This is a genomic window from Paraburkholderia bryophila (genome assembly GCF_013409255.1).
Classification (GTDB): domain Bacteria; phylum Pseudomonadota; class Gammaproteobacteria; order Burkholderiales; family Burkholderiaceae; genus Paraburkholderia.
In genome coordinates, this window is the sequence record NZ_JACCAS010000002.1 from 1,629,911 (window position 1) to 1,644,603 (window position 14,693).

Consider the following 14,693-nt stretch of genomic DNA (forward strand, 5'->3'; position numbering starts at 1 on the left):
CCGTTACATCCCGACCGCGACGCGCGTGAGCCCGTTGCGCTTCAGATGACGGAAGCGCGCCAGCGCCCACAGCGGGAAGAACTTGCGATAGCCGTGGTAGCGCAGATAAAACACGCGCGGGAAGCCGGTCGCGCTGAAGCGCGTTTCGTCCCACAAGCCATGCTCGCGCTGTTCGCGCTGCAAATACGCGACGCCGCGCGCCACGGCTTCGTGATTGACCTCGCCGACGGCCATCAGGCCCATCAGCGCCCACGCGGTTTGCGAAGCCGTGCTCGGCGCCCGTTCGTAACCGCGATAGTCGAGCTTGTAGCTCTCACCGCCCTCGCCCCAGCCGCCGTCCTCGTTCTGGATCGACAGGAGCCACTGTGCGGCGCGCTTCATGCGCTGGTCGTCGTGCGGGAAGCCGGCTGCGTTCAGCGAGCACAGCGCGGTCCACGTGCCGTAGATGTAGTTCAGGCCCCAACGGCCGTACCAGCTACCGTCCGATTCCTGTTCCTTCAGCATGTACGCGAACGCGCGCTGCGCCGGCTCGCTGTCCTTCGGCAGTTCGCCGAGTTGCGCGAGCATCGACAGACAGCGGCCCGACACGTCGGCGGTCGGCGGATCGAGCAACGCGCCATGATCGGAGAACGGAATGTTGTTCAGGTAGTACTGGGTGTTTTCCGGCTCGAACGCGCCCCAACCGCCGTCGCTGCTCTGCATGCCGACCACCCATTCGCGCGCGCGCGCAATGGCTTCGCGATCCACATCGGATTGCGTGAGCGCCGCCGAGCGCTGCATGGCCATGACGACCACTGCCGTATCGTCGACGTCCGGATAGTGCGCATTGTTGTACTGGAACGCCCAACCGCCAGGCCGCACGTTCGGCCGACGCGAGATCCAGTCGCCGCGCACGTCGAGAATCTGCAGCGGGCGCAGCCACGCAAGCCCGCGTTCGGCGGCCTGTTCGGCATGCGCCTCGCCGGTTTCGAGCAGCGCATGCGCAACCAGCGAGGTGTCCCACACCGGCGACAGACACGGTTGGCAATATGCTTCGTCATCCTTGATGACGAGCAGCTTCTCGATCGACTGACGCGCAATCGCGCGATTCGGATGATCGGCCGGATAGCCGAGCACGTCGTACATCATCACCGAATTGGCCATGGCCGGGAAAATCGCGCCGAGGCCGTCTTCGCCGTTCAACCGTTCGTCGACGAACGCCACAGCCGCGCGGACCGCACGGTCGCGCGTCGCTTTCGGAAACAGACCGTCGACGGCGCGCAGCAGCACGTCCACGCCGCTGAAAAAGCGGAACCAGCCGAGGTGCTGATGCGGCGCCCGATCGCGCGGGCCGAGGTTGACCGGAGCGCCGCGGAACAGCTCGTCGATCCGCACACGCCGCGGATTGCGCGCCACCGGCCGCTTCGCGTTGAGCACCAGCAGCGGCACGATCACGGTCCGCGCCCAGTACGACACCTTCGACAGATGGAACGGGAACCACTCCGGCAACAGCGTGATTTCGACCGGCATCATCGGTACCGCGCGCCACGACACGACGCCGAACAGCGCCAGCAGAATCCGCGTGAAGACGTTCACGGTTTCCGCGCCGCCATGGGCCAGAATCGCCTCACGGGCGCGGACCATGTGCTCGGCGTCGACCGGATCGCCGATCATCTTCAGCGCGAAATAAGCCTTCACGCTGGCGCTGATGTCGAGCGCGCCGTCGGTGAACAGCGGCCAGCCCCCCTCCGCCATCTGGATGCGGCGCAAATAGCGGCCGATCTTCTGCTCCAGTTCCAGGTTCGGCGTTTCGCCGAGGTAGTGGACCAGCAGCACGTATTCGGCGGGAATCGTCGCGTCGGCTTCGAGTTCGTAGACCCAGTGACCGTCCGGTTTCTGCGCGGCGAGGATCGCGTCGGTCGCGCGCGTGATCGCGGCGTCGAGCGATGTGTCGGGCGCTTGCGCGGCCGTCGTCGCCGTCACCGGCGCGTCAGGCGTTGCAGGCACGGCGGTGGCGTCGGCGAATTCGGGCAGGACGGCGTCCAGCGGCTGAGCTTGAGATAAGTCGTTCATCGGCGTTCCATCGGTTCATTCAGCAACGTATCCGCGGCCTTCTGGCCGGAGCGGATCGCGCCTTCAATCGTCGCGGGCAGGCCGGTGGCCGTCCAGTCGCCCGCGAGCATCAAGTTGTTCCAGCGAGTACGCGTGCCGGGGCGCAGGGTTTCCTGATCCGGCAGCGCGGCGAAGGTCGCGCGTTTGTTCATCACGACCTGCCAGGCCGGCATCGGCGTGGCGGGCAGACTGGCCGCCTGGGCGACTTCGGCCCACACGGTCGCCGCGAGCGCTTCGTGCGGCGTGTCGAGCAGGGCTTCAGCGTTGTTGACGGTCACGGCGAGGCGTCCGTCGGATGCGAACAGCCATTCGGCCGTCCCGTTGAGCAGCCCGGTGAGCGGCGGCAAACCGAACGGCGGCTCGACCGCGAAATGCACGCTCGCAGCCGCCGCGAAGCGCGTCGGCGCGCGCATGCCGGGCACCAGCGTCTGCGCGATCTCCGGCGGCACAGCGAGAATCACCGCGTGATTGACGTCGACGGCAATCTGTTCGTGCGCGAAGTTCAGCGTCTGCACGCGGGGTTTGTCGGCGGCGAAACCGATTTCCTTCAGGCTCGACTCCAGCCGGATGGCCGCGCCGCCGTGTTGCAGCAGCCGCAGCGCCGGGTCGACGAAAGCGCTGCCGAGGCCATTGCGCGCCATCAACGGACGCCACGCGAGACCACCGGCGAGCACGGTTTCCCGCACCATGGCCGCCGTCAATTCCGCCGATGCCTCACGCGGCTCGACCTGCAGCAGCACGTGAAGCAGCGGCCGTAGCAAACGGTCCCACAGCGGACCATTGGCGCGCATGGTCTGCGCGACGCTACGTCCGGGCTTGGCGAACAGCAACGGCACGAGCGACAGATAATCGCCCGGCCCGGTGTTCGGCACGCGCGCGTTCGAGTCGAAGATCCACCAGGGTAAGCGGCCCGGCGACATGCGCACGATCCAGCGCGCCCGCGTGGCCAGATCGACAAACGGATAGTCGGGCTGCGCCGGGCCGGCCAGTTCGTCGGCGGCGCCGATCGCCCGCGTGTAGTTCAGTGTCGCGGCATGACCCGACAACACGATGTGATTGCCGCTGTCGAGCGTCGCGCCGAGTTTGGCGTCGTAATAGGAACGGCAACGTCCACCTGCGTAGCCCGCCGCGTCGTGCAGTACGACTTGCGCGCCGCGCCGCTGCAGTTGCACCGCGGCGGCCAGGCCGGCAAGGCCCGCGCCGACCACGTGGACGAGCTTCGGCATCAACTCAGAAGAGCGCGTAACGCGCGACGATCCACAGCATGCGCAGCTTCGGCTTGCTGACCTTCGTGCGCGGAATGTCGAAGCCGCGGTCTAGCGTGCGGTCGAGCAGCAGGCGATAGACGCCCGACATGATGCGCGGCGCCTTCACGTGAACCCGCGATTCGCGGTCCATGATCGCGTCAGACGCGGCGAAGTGCTCCTTGGCGCGCTCGGCGAGCGTGGCGCAGACGCGCGGCAGCGACGGATCGTCGGCAATCTGGGTCGGGCTCGTCACCGCGATGCCTTCGCGCGCCAGCAATTCGTGCGGCAGGTAGCAGCGGTTGATACCGGCGTCTTCGTCGATATCGCGCAGGATATTGGTCAATTGCAGCGCGCGGCCCAGATGGTGCGCGAGCAAACGGCCGGGTTCGTCCTGCATCCCGAATATCCTCACCGATAGCCGGCCCGCCGCACTGGCGACGCGGTCGCAGTAGAGGTCGAGCGTGGCTTCGTCGGGCGCGCAGATGTCGGCGGCGGCGTCCATGGCCATGCCGTCGATCATCGCGTGAAAATCTTCGCGTTGCAGATGAAACGTATGAATGTGCCGCGTCAGCGCGCGCAACGAAGCGCGCGGCGCGCCGGCATAGCACGCGTCGATGTCGGCCCGCCAGCGCTCGAGCGCGGCGGCGCGTTCAACGCGCGGCATGTCGCTGTCGGCGATATCGTCGACAGCGCGGCAAAAAGCGTAGACCTGATACATCGCATCGCGCTGCGCAGCCGGCAGGATGCGCATGGCGAGATAAAACGAGCTGCCGGACGTAGCGGCAGCGGCGTCGATTTCTGGTTCGTCCACGACAAGATTGGAAACAGCCAAGACGATCTCCGCTGGAGGCGCCCGCTGAAAGGCGTTCAAGAAGTTTGATACTCACCCGCAAGGCGAGCGGCCCGCGCGCGCGGACACGCGCGAAACATCCGGCAGGGAGGCCGGAAACGGCGAAAAGTATATCAACGTTTGTGAGATGCCGCAGTTTCGCGGGTGATTAAGGGGTCGGAAGGTGGGCCGGTTCGACGGCAGTTTATGCCGCGCAATGTGCTGCGCATGCGTCCACGCGACAAGCCGCGCCGGCAAAAAACCGCGCCGTGCCGCTCAGTTAAACGCGATCGAGCGGTTGCGTCCCTGCCGTTTCGCGCTATACAGCGCGGCATCGGCTTCGTTGATCAGCACGTCATACGCCGGCACGCCGGTGCGCGCCGCCGCGCCGCCGACGCTCGCGGTTACCGGCACGCCCACGCCCTGCACTTCGACCGGCGTGTCGGCGATCGTGCAGCGGATCTTTTCCGCGACGCGCATGGCGTCTTCGAGCGGCGTGCAAGGCAGCAGCAACGCGAACTCTTCGCCGCCGAAGCGCCCGAAGGTATCCTGCGCGCGCACCACGCCGGCCACCCGCTGCGCCATCACGCGCAGCACGGTATCGCCGACGCCGTGGCCGAACTGGTCGTTGATTTTCTTGAAGTGATCGAGATCGAACAGCAGCACGGACATATCGCCACCGTAGCGCTGCCAGCGCGTAAATTCGTCGCGCAGACGCGCTTCGAAAAACCGCCGGTTGGCGATTCCCGTCAGACCGTCGCGGTCCGCGTATTCCTGCAGCTTGGCGACCGCGTCTTCCCGTTCGCGCTGCACGATGCTGACGTGCGTGACGTCCGAGATGGTCACGCACACGGCCACCACTTCGCGATCGCGCATCAACGGCATGAACGTGCAGTCCTGCTGCATGAAATCGACGCCGCCGGTAATCGGCCGATCGTGATCGAACTTGAACAGATACGGGCGCTGCTCCCACGAACTGAACGCGAAACTGCCGAGCTGAAACACGCTTTCGATCTTGCGCGACAGCCACACGCGGGGCAGTTCGGGGAAATGCGTGTACAGCGATTGGCCGACCGCCTGCTCGGCCGCTATACCGCTGTGGTCCTGCATGAAGCGGTTCCACATGAGGACGTTCATATCGCGATCGAGCACGAAGATGCCGAAACCGACACGTTCGACAACCAGATCGCTCAACGACTCCACAGGCACATTCATAGACTGGACAACAGCTCGTCGAGCGCTCCGTTCATGTGACGGATCGACTCTTCCGCCATCAGCATCACCAGATGGGCGCGGAAGCTGTGGTCTTCCAGCGCGAAATTGACTTCGACCAGCAGGGCCACGCCCCATTGCAGCACACCGGGCTGGAACACTTCGTCGAGGGTCATCGATTCGCCGAGCAGGCCGGGCGCCGAGAACACCGGCGTGCGGCCGAGCTGGTCGAGAATGCACGACACGCACGCGCCCGTCAGCACATTGGCGACGTCGAACACCAGCTCGCGCTGGCTGACCGCTTCGTAGGCCGAGCGCGAGTACGGATCGCTGACGAGCGAACACAGTTGATCGACGCTATCGCTGCGGCAAATCACCAGCGCTTCGCCCTTGATATCGGAGCGAAAGCCCTGACGCACCGCGCTGACCTTGTCCTCGATACCGGTCATCTCGCGCAGCGCCTGCGCCGCCTCGCTTACCGCCACCACCCGCACGCGCGGCACCGACAATTCGATGAACGCATCGAGCAGCCGCGCCAGACGTGTCGCGGCTTGGCCCATCGCCAGATTGGCGACCTCTTGCAGCGCGTCGCGCTGATCTTCGGTGAGGACTGGCTCAGACATACAACCCGTACTCCTTGAGGATGGGAAGTACCGCCTCGGGCGTCACGGGCTTGGCGATGAAGGCGGCGGCGCCGAGCGCGCGCACGCGCGACTGGGCCATCGGCTGGACATCGGCGGAGACGACGATCACGAAGGTGTTGAGATCCTCATGCTGCAAAGCTTCGAGCACCTGGTAACCGGTCATGTCCGGCATCGTCAGATCGAGGAACATCACCGACGCTTTGCCTTCGCGATACAGACCGAGCGCTTCGCGCCCGTTCGTGGCGTAGGACACGTCGACATCCCAGTCCGGCGGCAATGCCTTGGTGAGCACCTTGCGGGCAAGCAGCGAATCGTCGGCGATCACAATAGGCAAAGACATGGGCGGGTCGGAAAGCGAAATAAGCTCTTGCGCGTTAACGGCGTTTACAGGCGAATTCTTTAGCAGGCGGTCTGTCGACCAGCCGCTAAGTGCGCTGAAGCGTAGGGGAAAGCAGATGGCGAGCGAGCGGGGAACACGCGGGGCGCGGTGCGTTTGGCGGAACCCGTGGGCGGGCACGAATGCGTGCTCGCACGGTGAACGACGGCTATGACCGGCATGTTCGAAGCCTACCCCGTAGATGAATCTGCGCGGCCTCGTGGATCGGGCTGGTCCCTTGCCGCGCGCGTGTTTCCGCGAACGCCTTCGGCGTGCGTGGTACGCACGGTCTGGCAGCCCTCGCGGCAGATGCCTCCGAACATGGCGGACGCATTTTTTATCGTGGCATCGATTCTCGAAGTAATTCAACGGAAAGGCAACTCGCCAATTCCACGTTCATTAAAGAGATTTTCCCAATAAGTACTATTTTTGAAAATATTTTGATAGATGTGGGAAGCTATCTTTGCTATTTATACTTTTGTGTACGTTTGCGGTTGCCGATTCGTCGCTGTTTCAAAAAGCAGACGAATAACGTGCCGCACCCCGCATAGCGACTCGCCAAGGTAACTTCTACCGTGGCTGTGTGTCTATGCTTCTCGTATGACGCCTTCAACGAACCCATTTCGTACCGCACGAAGCTGGCCTTAACGACCATGACACCTGACCGTTTCGACCCGCCATCCGCGAACCGCCTTGCTGCCAGTCGGCAGAACGAGGCGATGTTCCCCGCCGTGCCGGAACAGAATTTCCACGTACGGCGCATGACGCTGATTGCGCTGCTGATCGCCGCGATCGTGCTGCCGTGCGTCTACGTCGCGATCATGGCGTTGAGCGATTGGCGCTCGCGCGTCGCCGACGCCACCGACCTGACGCTGCGCACCGTGCGGGTGGCCGACGAACACGCGCTGAAAGTGTTCGACATGAACGAGACGCTCGACGCGCGCGTCGTCGATCTGACCGAAGGTCTCGACGACGACGGCATTCGCGCCCGCGAAGCCGCCATTCACGAGAAGCTGCGCACGATGGGCGGCGGTTATCCGCAAGTGGCCGCAGTGTCGATCTTTGGACGCGACGGCAGTCTGCTGGCCACCAGCCGTTTCTATCCGTCGCCGGCTATTTCGATCGGCGAGCGCGACGATTTCGTCGGCATTCGCGGCGGCAAGGATCTCGACCATGTGTCGAAAGTGATGACAGGGCATGTCGCCGGCGAGCAGGTGTTCAACACGGGCGTCGCGCGGCGCGATGCCGACGGCGCGTTTGCGGGCGTGGTCTCGGTGGCACTGCGTCCCAGCTATTTCGACGCGTTCTACCGCGAACTGCTCGGCGGCAACGACATCACGCCGATCACGATGAGCCTGGTGCGCACGGACGGTGCGATCCTTGCGCGCTATCCACGCAACCCGCGGAACCCGCGCGAGCCGGCCGCGGTGGCACCGCATTCGCCGTTCGCCGAAGCGTTGGCGCAGGGTCGGCGGGCGGGTGTCGTGAAAATGCATTCCGACCTCGACGGCGACGACATGATCGTCGCGTTCCGGCGGGTCGGCTCGTATCCGGTGTATGTGTCGTGCGGCTATCGCACGTCGGCGATCTGGGCCGGGTGGTATCGGCATCTGAGCGTGTTGATTCTGTCGATATTCACGCCGTCCATTGCGTTGTGGTGCGTGATCTGGCTGTCGCTGCGTCGGCTCGGCGCCGAACAGGAAGCGTGGGAGCGCTGGCAGGCCGAGGCGTCGATGCGCCGCTCGATCGAATCCGCGTACCGCCAGTCGCGCAAGATGGAGGCGCTCGGCACGCTAGTCGGCAGCGTCGCGCATGATTTCAACAATCTGCTGATGATTCTCTCGTCCAACGTGCAGATCGCACGGCGGCGCGGCACACCAGGCCTCGATCGCGAACTGTCGGCAATGGAACGCGCGCTCAAGAGCGGTCAGTCGCTGACGCGGCAGTTGCTGGGCGTCGCGCGCAAACAGCCGTTGCGCAATGAGACGCTGTCGCTGGAGCGCTGGCTGCCGGCCTGCCGCGAATTGTTGCGCGCGTCGCTCGGCGCGAAGGTTTCGCTGGTGATTGATATTGGTGCGGAGGTTTGGCCGATGCACGTCGACGTCGCCGAGCTCGAACTCGCGCTGATCAACGTAGCCGTCAACGCGCGCGATGCGATGCCGAACGGCGGCCGTTTCACCGTGCGGGCCGCGAATATCCATTTCCGTCGCGACGACGACTTTCCGCTGAGCGGCGAGTTCGTGCAACTGTCGCTCGAAGACACCGGCATCGGCATGGCGCCCGACGTGCTCGCACGGGCTTTCGAACCGCTCTACACGACCAAGTCGCAGGGCATGGGCACGGGCCTCGGGCTGCCGCAGGTTTTCGCCTTCTGCGAACGCTCCGGTGGGCTGGCCGCGATCGACAGCGCGGTCGGCGCGGGCACGTCGGTGCGCCTGTATCTGCCGCGCGCTACCGACGAACCCGCCGCCGACGCTCCGCCTGAGGCGAACGTCGACGAGAGCGGCGCGCCGCAGGGGCTGCGCATTCTGCTGGTCGAAGACAACGAGGAAGTGGCCGCCGGCACCGAAGCGCTGCTGCAGATGATGGGCCACCAGATCACCTGCGTGTTCAATGCCGACACCGCGCTGCACCTGTTCGACGACGCTCACGCGCGGCGCGCCCGCACCGGCGAGCCGCTGCCGTTCGATCTGGTGCTGTCGGACATCCACATGCCGGGAAAGATGAACGGTATCGATCTGGCCGAGGCAGTGCAGGCGTTCGACACGCAGTTGCCGGTGATTCTGGTGACCGGCTACGCGGAAGAACTCGACCGCGCACGGCACGTGGACGTGCGGGTGCTTTCCAAGCCCTTCGATATCGGCCTGCTGGAGCAACTGCTGCGTACGATCCAGCACGATTTGACGCAGACGGGGACGGATCCGGCGGCGCAATCGACGGATTGAAGCGGGTGGCGATGGGTTTGAGGTGCGGGTCGACGTCCGTCGTCATTTACCGGCGTTGTAAAAGCGCCGCGTCGCTGTTCTGCGGTCCTGCTGTCCCGTGCAGGCGGGTGTCACCGATTCTTCAGCGCAGGCCGGCCTGTACGGGCGTATGGGCTTCGGAACCCCTGCGCCGGCTCCGGCATGATCGTTGCGGCATACAACGGATGAAGGGCACGCGTACCGCGTCGCCCGTCGGTCCATTCAATACGTCGGGAGACAGCCATGCAACATACCGTGATTGGTTTATTCGACACTTACTCTCAAGCCGAAGGCGCCCGCGACACGCTCGTCCAGACCGGCTTTGCACCCGAAACGATCGAGTTGCAGGCCAACCCTGAACCGTCCATCGGCTCGGCAACCGATGAAGTCGCCAGCACGGGCGTGCTCGCGAATATCGAGCGCTTTCTGTCGAGCCTGTTCGCCACCGGCGCACGCGCGCCGGACACGGCGCGTTATGCCGAGGCCGTGCGGCGCGGCGCCGTGCTGGTGTGCGTCAACGCTGCCAGTGAAGCGCATGCGGATTTGGCACGCGGAACGTTGACGCGGCTCGGCGCGGTCGATATCGGCGAACGGGTGCCGGACTGGAATGAGGACGCTGCACCAGGCCGCGAGCATTCGGTGCTCGACGAACTCGGCATCGGGACGGTGGGGTCGGGGACGCCGCATTCGTCGAGCGTGGCCGCTGCGGGGATGACGGGAGCGGGCGCGCCGGCATCCGGTGTGGCGACCCCTAGCCCAAGCACGACGATGGCCGATACGCTCTACCCCATGCCGCCGGGCAACATTGACGCCGAACCGTTCGTACCGCCGCCGCTCAACGAGCGGCCCGTGCTGGATCCGATCAACGAACCGGTGACGGATCCGCTGGTCGGCGACGCGGGGCGTAGTGCGATCGCCGCCGGCTCGATCGGCGGATCTGGCGCGATCATGCAGCCGTCGGAGGTCGTGCCCGACGCTGCGCATCCGACCTCGGGTTTAGGCGCCCAGATTCCGAACGAATACCTCGAGTACGAAGAAGATTTCCGCTCGCACTATGACGAGCAGTACGCGACGGAAAATTCGCGTTACGAGGACTATGTGCCGGCGTACCGCTATGGCGCGGAAATCGGTCAGGACGCGCGCTTTCGCGACATGCCTTGGGACGACGCCGAACCGGAAGTACGGCGTCAATGGGAAACGACCGCGCCGGATAGCGCATGGGAGCGGTTCAAACTCGCCGTGCATCATGGCTGGGAGCGGGTGACGGGGCATCACCACGTGTAGCGTGGTGCGGCGGCGTGCCGTGAATCTATGGCGAGGCCACCGTGTGCCCGTTCGGTCTCGCGGTGCAGTCTGGCGATATAGGCCTCGCTGTCTCCAGCGAGGCCTATCGTGCGGCAGCGAAATGGGTGAGCCGTCAGGCCGTCTGGCGCTTAACCCACGCGACGTAACGGTCGACGAAAGTCTGTAGAAACTTGCGCGTACCGTCGCTCACGATCTCGCCTTTTTCGTTGATCACCGACAGGTCGTGTTTGATAAACACCTCGGGTTGCGCCAACGTGGCGACATCGAGATAAGCCAGCACATTGCGCAGATGCTGCTGCGCCAACGCCGCGCCGGTCGCGCCGACCGATGTGCCGATCACCGCACCGGGTTTGTTCCCCCACGAATTCGTGCCCCACGGACGCGAACCCCAGTCGAGCGCATTCTTCAGCACGCCCGGGATCGAGCGGTTGTATTCCGGGGTGACGAACAGCAGGCCGTCGGCCGCTTCGATACGTTGCTTCAACTGCTTGCCGGCTTCGGGATAGTCGGCATCGTAGTCCTGGCTGTAGAGCGGCAACGAGCCGATATCGATGAACTCGAACGTAAAGTCGGAAGGCGCAAGCGAAATCACGGCTTGCGCCAGATGGCGGTTAAACGACTCGCGACGCAAGCTGCCGACGACGACTGCAATGTGATATGCCATGGTTCGTTTCCTCGAATGGGGTGCGCGGGACGCGCAGGCGGATAACGCATGCTCATGCATGAACATCATAGGCAAAAGCCGCGCGGGGAGCCACGGCGGGTGCGGCGATGAGCGCTGGTGACTTGTCGCCGGTCGGGTGGGCGACTGTGAGACGCAGCAACCGGTGGATAACTTTATCGCCGCAAAAAGTTATCCACAGATTCACTGAATAACCTTGTGGATAACTGGTACTTTTGCCTTGTCAATCAAGCATGCTTTCGGCCTAGGAAGATTTGAGGCAAATCGCAGCAATCCATAGGCGGACGCTAAGAACGCGTGGCGGCGCGAGTACAAATGACCGATGTCCGCAAATCGTGCGGGACGACATTGCCGAACGGCGTCGGTGTGGGGGCAAAATGGCAACCGCGGCGGCTAGATCTAGCTTCAGCCGCCTACTCAGGTACGGCGATGTCCCCGTCCACCAATTGCCAGCCGTATTGCTCGGCATACGATTGAGCGTCGTTAGCTTCGTCGAAAAAGGGCATGTCCGCGTGCCCCTGGAACGGGTAGATCACCCGATCGTCGCTCAGGCGGATGACTTTTAGCGTCGGCACAGTGCCGCTCGACGTACGCCGCGACGACGCCGCCACCTGATAATTCTCACGGCCGACGAGAGCCGGAACCTGCTCGCCCTGCGAGCGTTTGGAAACGTGACTTGCCATCGTTGCGCGCGTCATAGCCCGGCGATCGACTGACCGGCTACCATGCCGTCGATCACCTGTTCGGCGTAGCTGGTCGACGCAATGCGCGCGACGCCGGCGGCGTCGAACGGCGATGTGCTCGGCACCTGAAACAGGCGGCTGCCGGTGACGATGTGGTCGCTGCCGCGCCGGCAGATGCGCACCGCGGCGTCGAAGCCGGCATCGTAATGACGGGCGCCGTCGCGATCCCTCGGCTGGTGCGGATAGACCAACGGATAGATCTCGAGTCCTCGATAGTGTCGAATCGTGTTGCTCATGATGGTCGTCTCCGGTGAGGGCTTTCGTGAAACGCTATCGTTGCGGCGAACCGCGCGGCCGGCAGAAGACGTCTCACGAAAACACGGTAATGATCGACGATGCGCGTGAGCAACGGCCGCTTTCAACCCGGCCGGCAGACGACACCGCAAAGCAGAGTAGGAGGAACGGGACCCTGTTCAAAGCAGGGCGCTGTGATGCGAAGCGTTTGCGTTGGGGACTGCGCAAGCGCGCAGGAGAACTGCAAGCTGTTGACCCACTGTAACACGTCAGTAGAGCGAGCATTGGACGCATTCATGTGCCAGGCGCGAGTGTTGCTTCGGAGTGCCGCGTAGTGTGTACCGTCCACTTTGACGCGCTGATGTCCTTCCATCATCTACTGCTCAAACGAAAAAAGGGCGCCGATAACGGCACCCTTTTGCTTCGGAAAGCTTTCCTGCTGACAGACCGGCGTCGGACCAATGAAGCGTCCGGCGGCGAGCCCGTTCGCCGTTCGGCTTAGTTACCGAAAAACACGTTGCAGTACGATGCCGGACCGTTGCATTGCGCCGGTGCGGCTGCATGCGCAGCGCCGGAAGCGGCCGCAAACAGGGCGACGGAAGCGATCAGGGCGGACAGAATGCGTTTCATGGTGCTACTCCTCTTCGGCGTTTAGTTCGCGATCAGGTCGATCGATGGACTGGAGGATAGCGATTCAGTGTCCGCCTAAAAATATCAAAGTCGCAAAGACATCTTTTCGCAAAATGAAACAATCGAAATTGCCATGCGTGGTGGATCGATTGCGATGGTGCCCGCCAGGCTCTGGGCTGTGGGGCGGACGACAGCAGCGCTCGCACACACGATTGATTTCAATTTTCGCAATAATGTTTTTTCTGTCATAACCACCTGCCGTGGCTCGACTAACGTCATCTGTTTATCGTGCGTCGGCGGGGCATATGTTCAATACCGATTCGATTGCGCTGGGGCTTAGAGCACAATGGCGCTCGAATCCCCACATTGCGCAGAACACCCCCCTCTATGAACCACAACGACGCAAGAGAAAGCGCGCGGCAACCGCGAGCCGGGCGACGGAGCATGCCATGGCACAAGTAAGCGGGCCGGCGCTCGACGATCCCGTTTATCTGACGCAATTGCGGCGCGACCTGGTGCGCTTCGCCCGTTTGCAACTGCGCGACGCGGCCGCCGCCGAAGATGCCGTCCAGGAAGCACTCGCCGCGGCGTGGACGCAAGCCGATCGCTTCGCGGCGCAGTCGGAGCACAAGACCTGGGTGTTCGGCATCCTGCGGCACAAGCTCGTCGACACGCTGCGCGCACGGCAACGGACGATCAACCTGTCCGCGCTGGAATCCGAACTCGACGGCGAAGCCTTGCTCGATCGCGAACTGTTCAAGGACAACGGCCACTGGTCGCGCGAAACCAAACCGCGTCCATGGCCAACGCCGGAAACCGCGCTGCGTCAGCAGCAGTTCTGGACACTGTTCGAAATGTGTCTGGAACACCTGCCGGAACAGATCGGGCGCGTGTTCATGATGCGCGAATTCCTCGATCTCGAGACCGAGGCGATTTGCACCGAACTGAACATGACCGCCAATCATTGCAGCGTGCTGATTTACCGCGCGCGCTTGCGCCTGCGCACTTGCCTGAGCGAAAAAGGCCTATCCAGCGAGGATGCGAATGGGGAAATGTAAAAACATCACGCGTTTACTGTCGGATGCGCTGGATCGGCGTTTGACAACTGGGGAATGGGTCGCCATCCGGCTGCATCTGCCGACCTGCAGCGGCTGCCGTAACTACCGCAAGCAGATCCGTTTGCTGCGCGTGGCCGCGCGTTCGATGAGCGGGATTGCAACGCCGGGTGCCACGAACGGGGACGACTGATGCGCGGCGTAGGGTAGTGGCGACGCGTCGGACGAACGCGTGAAGCGTCCTTGCACGCTGCTTGCGCCCGCTCCGCGCGTTCACCATTCATCGCTCGGTGGGCGGTGTATTCCGATAACGCTCGAAATAACTTGCGTGCGCCGCCTCGTCGATCGAGATAGGAAACGGTTCGATATGCGCGGGATGTTTCTGGAGCTGCACGCGCGTGCGTATCGGCCGATGCTGGAAATTGCCGCCGCAATTCGGACACACATTACGCAATGTGCTGAGCGCGCAAACCTCGCAGAACGTGCATTCGTAAGTGCAGATCATCGCGTCAGGCGCGTTCGGCGGCAGTGACTTGCCGCATCCTTCGCAGGAAGGTCTCAGTTCAAGCATGGTGGCTCCGCGTCGAGGGGGGAACGAGGTGCGCCGCACCTCGCCTGACCACGCAGTGTAAGCGGCCCTCTTACGCAGGAATTGACAGCCCAGCCGCAATTCCTGCCAATC

Annotated in this window: 16 protein-coding genes; 4 read left to right on the forward strand and 12 right to left on the reverse strand. The window is 63.7% G+C overall.

What is annotated here, in order from left to right; all coding sequences use genetic code 11:
- Positions 1-3: 3 nt before the first annotated feature.
- From shc to GGD40_RS28505, 6 genes are all read right to left on the reverse strand, one after another.
- Positions 4-2,052 (reverse strand): squalene--hopene cyclase, encoded by a 2,049-nt coding sequence (shc, locus tag GGD40_RS28480; protein ID WP_179745907.1) that lies wholly within the window; start codon positions 2,050-2,052, stop codon positions 4-6.
- Positions 2,049-3,317: a hydroxysqualene dehydroxylase HpnE gene (gene hpnE, locus GGD40_RS28485; RefSeq protein ID WP_179745908.1), complete on the reverse strand. Its 1,269-nt coding sequence runs from the start codon at positions 3,315-3,317 to the stop codon at positions 2,049-2,051. Before hpnE ends, shc begins: the two co-directional genes overlap by 4 nt.
- A gap of 4 nt (positions 3,318-3,321) precedes the next feature.
- Complete coding sequence (gene hpnD / locus GGD40_RS28490) at positions 3,322-4,170, reverse strand: presqualene diphosphate synthase HpnD (RefSeq protein WP_035560566.1); 849 nt, start codon at positions 4,168-4,170, stop codon at positions 3,322-3,324.
- 273 nt (positions 4,171-4,443) lie between these two features.
- A complete protein-coding gene (locus GGD40_RS28495; protein ID WP_179711201.1) occupies positions 4,444-5,382 on the reverse strand; it encodes a GGDEF domain-containing protein in 939 nt (312 codons plus the stop codon).
- Complete coding sequence (locus GGD40_RS28500; protein ID WP_179711199.1) at positions 5,379-6,002, reverse strand: chemotaxis protein CheC; 624 nt, start codon at positions 6,000-6,002, stop codon at positions 5,379-5,381. The genes GGD40_RS28495 and GGD40_RS28500 overlap by 4 nt, the downstream gene beginning before the upstream one ends.
- Entirely contained in the window at positions 5,995-6,363 is a 369-nt protein-coding gene (locus GGD40_RS28505; protein ID WP_120345191.1) for a response regulator, read from the reverse strand. Before GGD40_RS28505 ends, GGD40_RS28500 begins: the two co-directional genes overlap by 8 nt.
- Before the next feature lie 689 nt (positions 6,364-7,052).
- On the opposite strand from GGD40_RS28505, the gene GGD40_RS28510 reads away from it, so the two are divergent.
- Positions 7,053-9,344 (forward strand): hybrid sensor histidine kinase/response regulator, encoded by a 2,292-nt coding sequence (locus GGD40_RS28510; protein ID WP_179745909.1) that lies wholly within the window; start codon positions 7,053-7,055, stop codon positions 9,342-9,344.
- A gap of 261 nt (positions 9,345-9,605) precedes the next feature.
- On the forward strand, positions 9,606-10,646 hold the full coding sequence (locus tag GGD40_RS28515; RefSeq protein ID WP_179745910.1) for a hypothetical protein: 1,041 nt from the start codon (positions 9,606-9,608) through the stop codon (positions 10,644-10,646).
- A gap of 133 nt (positions 10,647-10,779) precedes the next feature.
- Here GGD40_RS28515 and GGD40_RS28520 read toward each other — a convergent pair whose 3' ends face one another.
- The 5 genes from GGD40_RS28520 to GGD40_RS36705 form a co-directional block, all read right to left on the reverse strand.
- Positions 10,780-11,331 carry an NADPH-dependent FMN reductase gene (locus GGD40_RS28520; protein ID WP_035560583.1) on the reverse strand — a complete coding sequence of 184 codons (552 nt, stop codon included), beginning with the start codon at positions 11,329-11,331 and terminating at the stop codon, positions 10,780-10,782.
- A gap of 431 nt (positions 11,332-11,762) precedes the next feature.
- Positions 11,763-12,032 carry a DUF6723 family protein gene (locus tag GGD40_RS28525; RefSeq protein ID WP_257030614.1) on the reverse strand — a complete coding sequence of 90 codons (270 nt, stop codon included), beginning with the start codon at positions 12,030-12,032 and terminating at the stop codon, positions 11,763-11,765.
- A gap of 11 nt (positions 12,033-12,043) precedes the next feature.
- Positions 12,044-12,328, reverse strand: coding sequence for a hypothetical protein (locus GGD40_RS28530; RefSeq protein WP_179711191.1), 285 nt, complete (start codon positions 12,326-12,328; stop codon positions 12,044-12,046).
- A gap of 496 nt (positions 12,329-12,824) precedes the next feature.
- Entirely contained in the window at positions 12,825-12,956 is a 132-nt protein-coding gene (locus tag GGD40_RS37085; RefSeq protein ID WP_257030615.1) for a hypothetical protein, read from the reverse strand.
- An 84-nt stretch (positions 12,957-13,040) separates the two neighbouring features.
- Positions 13,041-13,235 carry a hypothetical protein gene (locus GGD40_RS36705; RefSeq protein ID WP_184000893.1) on the reverse strand — a complete coding sequence of 65 codons (195 nt, stop codon included), beginning with the start codon at positions 13,233-13,235 and terminating at the stop codon, positions 13,041-13,043.
- A gap of 170 nt (positions 13,236-13,405) precedes the next feature.
- On the opposite strand from GGD40_RS36705, the gene GGD40_RS28535 reads away from it, so the two are divergent.
- Both GGD40_RS28535 and GGD40_RS28540 read left to right on the forward strand, forming a co-directional pair.
- Positions 13,406-14,014 carry an RNA polymerase factor sigma-70 gene (locus tag GGD40_RS28535; protein ID WP_179745911.1) on the forward strand — a complete coding sequence of 203 codons (609 nt, stop codon included), beginning with the start codon at positions 13,406-13,408 and terminating at the stop codon, positions 14,012-14,014.
- Positions 14,001-14,204: a zf-HC2 domain-containing protein gene (locus GGD40_RS28540; protein ID WP_111932678.1), complete on the forward strand. Its 204-nt coding sequence runs from the start codon at positions 14,001-14,003 to the stop codon at positions 14,202-14,204. Before GGD40_RS28535 ends, GGD40_RS28540 begins: the two co-directional genes overlap by 14 nt.
- An 87-nt stretch (positions 14,205-14,291) precedes the next feature.
- Here the strand turns inward: GGD40_RS28540 and GGD40_RS28545 are convergent, their stop codons facing one another.
- Positions 14,292-14,582 carry a DUF1272 domain-containing protein gene (locus GGD40_RS28545; RefSeq protein ID WP_179745912.1) on the reverse strand — a complete coding sequence of 97 codons (291 nt, stop codon included), beginning with the start codon at positions 14,580-14,582 and terminating at the stop codon, positions 14,292-14,294.
- Positions 14,583-14,693: the final 111 nt, after the last annotated feature.